At 43.8% G+C, this 3904-nt stretch carries 3 protein-coding genes; 2 read left to right on the top strand and 1 reads right to left on the bottom strand.

The features are described 5' to 3' along the window. Positions 1-156: 156 nt before the first annotated feature. Positions 157-1293 carry a WD40 repeat domain-containing protein gene (locus tag H6S82_RS22440; protein ID WP_190461100.1) on the top strand — a complete coding sequence of 379 codons (1137 nt, stop codon included), beginning with the start codon at positions 157-159 and terminating at the stop codon, positions 1291-1293. On the opposite strand, the gene H6S82_RS22435 is transcribed toward H6S82_RS22440, so the two are convergent. Next, a complete protein-coding gene (locus H6S82_RS22435; RefSeq protein WP_191056729.1) occupies positions 1283-1561 on the bottom strand; it encodes a hypothetical protein in 279 nt (92 codons plus the stop codon). The two genes, H6S82_RS22440 and H6S82_RS22435, sit on opposite strands and share 11 nt — an antisense overlap. Positions 1562-1723: 162 nt before the next feature. Between H6S82_RS22435 and H6S82_RS22430 the strand changes: the two genes are divergently transcribed. Beyond that, entirely contained in the window at positions 1724-3838 is a 2115-nt protein-coding gene (locus H6S82_RS22430) for a diguanylate cyclase (RefSeq protein WP_190461102.1), read from the top strand. Positions 3839-3904: the final 66 nt, after the last annotated feature.

Raw genomic sequence — 3904 nt, 5'->3', positions numbered from 1 at the left:
AACATTTGGAGGCAAAGATAGAGGAGATAGTCAAACAAATTGACGCACTGGAAACGCTAAAATTTGAATTGCAAGGATTATTATCCGGTTGGCAAGAACAACCTTCAGCCAACTGTCTAGAGGAAATTATCTGTCCCAATATTCAATCCGAGCCGGATGAAATTTCTATATAAATTCAAAGCTAAAAGCCAAAAACACAAGCAATTAATACTCTTCAATATTTCTTTTGCCTTTTCCCTTTTAAGTTTTTACTTTATCAGTCAGGGGCAGGCAAATACAATTGCCCAGTTCAAACCCTTACCAGTTCCAGTTCCGCCGCCCTACGGCGTTCCCGATGTGTCTCCACCCACCGTCGTTCCCGCTCCACCTTATCTCAACAGCGGTGCATGGCAAAATGTTACTCTCCTTCACAACATTAAAGCGCATTGGGGGCCAGTGTATGCGCTTACTTTTAGCCCTGATGGCAGGTTTCTTGCTAGCGGGGGAACTGATATCGATACAAAAATTAGGTTGTGGAATCCGATAAAAGGCAAAAAAATTCGCACCATTAGCGCTCACAGTAATAGGGTGCTTTCGATTGCCATTACTCCCGATAATCTGACTGTTGCTAGCGGTGGTGAGGACGCTACACTTAACCTTTGGAGTCTGAAAACAGGACGATTAAGTCGTAGTTTTACCCACGATTTCAGTAATATTTTATCGCTGGGGATTACACCCGACGGTCAAACTTTAATCAGCGGCGGTTTGGATGGAATTAGATTCATAGATTTGCGGACAGAACGATTGCTTTACACTCGCGTACCTTTGTCTCAACCAGTGGTTTATACTTTAGCAATTAGTCCGGATGGGCAGTTGTTGGCAACTGGGGGTAGGGATAAAAGTATTCAACTGTGGAATTTAAGTACTAGCCAATTTCTCGGTGCTATATCGGGACATGAAGGTGCTGTTAGTTCTTTGGCTTTTACTCCTGATGGTGCAAACTTAGTTAGTAGCAGTTACGACCACACGATTAGAGTATGGAATCTGAGGAAAAGAAGGTCTTATACGCTGGTAGGACATCGCGATGTTGTTTATTCTGTCGCTATTAATCCTGATGGGCGTACTTTAGCTAGTGCGGGTAGAGATGGTTTGAGACTTTGGGATTTGCAGACGGGACAGCTTATCGGTTCGGTTCCTCTAGATACAGATTGGGTGCAATGCGTTGCTTTTAGTCCGGATGGACAGATTTTAGCTAGTGGTGCTTATGATGGGACGGTTAAGGTTTGGCAAGGAAATACAAATTTTAGATTTTAGATTTTAGATTTGAAAAAATTGTGTAATTTGTTGAGGAACTCCCGCTCCCCCGCTCCCCCGTTCCCCCCATGCTGAATAAAAAAATAGGGAGGGAATTAATTTTCCCTCCCCGTGCTTTGTTGTTTTCTGTTTCGGACTGTTCTTTGAGTTTGTTGCGGAGCATTTTTTGTTGTTTCTTGAGTTGGCGTTGACGAGCGGAACCGCCTCTGCCTTTGTCGTTTCTACCCTCGCGGCGGGGGGACTCCCAGCGCTTGAGAAGTCGAGCCATTGTTTTCACCTTTTTTGTTGTGTATTTCAATTGTAGCACAAGATGTGCGATCGCCTGTGGCTGTTCTATAAGTTTTGTATTTTTTGTATAAATCTTCGGTAAATTTAATCTTAAGCAATAAATCTTAGTAAATAATGTATTTATTAGTACTATGCTGCTGCTATGCCCCTCCGTCGTAAATTGGGTGCTGAAATTACTTTAGATGAAGTTCTGGACTGGATCGCGGCGATCGCCTTGCGAATGCACCAGTCGCGTAACTTAGGTGATATTTTGAAACTAACTGTCACAGAGGTTAGGGAAATACTAGGAAGCGATCGCGTCATCATCTATCGCTTCCTGCCGGATGGAGATGGCGTCGTGGCAGAAGAGTCTGTGAGTCCGGAATGGAAACAGATTCAAGGGCAACTGATTTATGACCCTTGTTTCAATGCGGAATGGGTAGAGAAATATCGGCAAGGGCGAATCGGTGTCTTGGAAGATATTGATGCTAGACCTTTGGAACCTTGTTACAAAGACTTATTAATGCGGTTACAGATTCGAGCCAATGTGGTAGTACCGATTTTACTGAGGAGTGAGGAGATTAACAGTATTTCCACGGTGTCCGATCGCATTTGGGGGTTACTGATCGTTCATCAGTGCAGCAGTCCGCGTCAGTGGTCTTCAGTAGAAATAAAATTGTTACAACAGGCTGCGATCCAACTGGGAATCGCCCTTGTACAAATAGAATTACATCGAAATTTGCAACAACAAAATCGAGATTTTAGCGAACGACGAGCGGCACCACAGGAACGCCAGCAGGTTGAGGAGAAACTGCGCTGGAAAGAAGCGCTGTTGCACTGTATGACTGATACTTCTCGACTGGCGTTTTTTGTTGTGGATAACCGCACCGATGCAATTTTGTATTTTAATCACCGCTTTTGTGAAATTTGGGGCATTGAACATCTGGAAAGCCAGATGCGATCGGGCAAGCTGAACAACAATGACATTATTCCGGATTGCTTACAATTAATTGCAGATATTCCCGCTTTTACAGAGTCCTGTAAACTTTTGCAGAGCGAAGAAAACCGTTGCACGGTTGAAGATGAAATCGCGTTTGTGGATGGGCGCACGATTCGCCGTTTTTCCAGTCAAATTCGGGACGATCGAGATCGGTACTTTGGACGATTATATGTGTTTGAAGATATTACGGTTTACAAACAGGCAGAACAAGCTTTGCAACAGCAGGCAGAAAGGGAGCGGATGATCTATGAAATTGCCCAACGTATCCGCGAGTCCTTAGATTTGGATGAGATTCTCAACACAACGGTTGCGGAGGTGCGGCATTTTCTCCAAACCGATCACGCGATCGTCTACCGTTTTAACCGTGATTGGAGCGGTGTAGTGGTTAAGGAATCTGTTGCAGAAGGTTGGCAGGCAATTTTGAATATGCAGATTACAGATACCTACTTTGTAGAGAGGCAGGGACAATCGTATCCGCAAAGTGCTATTCAAGTTACTTCCGATATTTATGCCGCTGGATTATCCTCTTGCCATATTGAGTTATTGGAAAGGTTGCAAGTACGAGCTAAGCTCGTTGTGCCGATTTTACAAGGCGATCGTCTTTGGGGGCTGTTAGTGGCTCACCATTGCAGCGGTCCTCGCGAGTGGCATCCTTTGGAAACCGAGCTGCTTCAACAGTTGGCAACGCAAGTCGCGATCGCGATTCAGCAATCAGAACTGCATCAACAGTTGCAAATCGCTAACCAAAAGTTGGAAAATTTAGCGCTGGTCGATCAATTAACTCAGATTGCCAATCGACGTTGTTTCGATCGCACGTTTACTCTGGAATGGTATCGTCTCATGCGGGAACAACGTCCCCTGTCATTGCTCTTGTGTGACATCGATTATTTCAAACAATATAACGATACTTACGGTCACGCTGCTGGAGATACTTGTTTGAAAGTTGTTGCCCAAACTTTTAAACAAGCTGTTGAGCGTTCTACCGATCTGGTTGCTCGTTATGGTGGGGAGGAATTTGCTGTTATCTTACCTTATACTGATACTGATGGGGCTGTTCGAGTTGCCCAAAAAATTTATCAAGCTATGCAAGAACTTTGTTTTCCTCATATTGCTTCTGCTGTGTCACCATACGTGACTTTAAGTATAGGCATTGCCACCGTAATTCCCAGTTATGATTTGAATGCTTTGGATTTGATAGAGGCAGCCGATCGGGCTCTTTATCAAGCTAAAGTAGGCGGTCGCAATCGTTGGTTTACGAGCAGTATTTTTATTGTTTAAAGTTCACATAATATCATAAATGTGCTATTTTAAGATAAAAGTATTCGGTATTATTATAAGTGAAAG

Origin of the sequence: Planktothrix sp. FACHB-1355 (genome assembly GCF_014748295.1) — a bacterium.
GTDB classification, from domain to species: domain Bacteria; phylum Cyanobacteriota; class Cyanobacteriia; order Cyanobacteriales; family Aerosakkonemataceae; genus Aerosakkonema; species Aerosakkonema funiforme_A.
The sequence above is the reverse complement of the archived record's forward strand: the minus strand, read 5'-3'. Positions and strand labels throughout refer to the sequence as shown.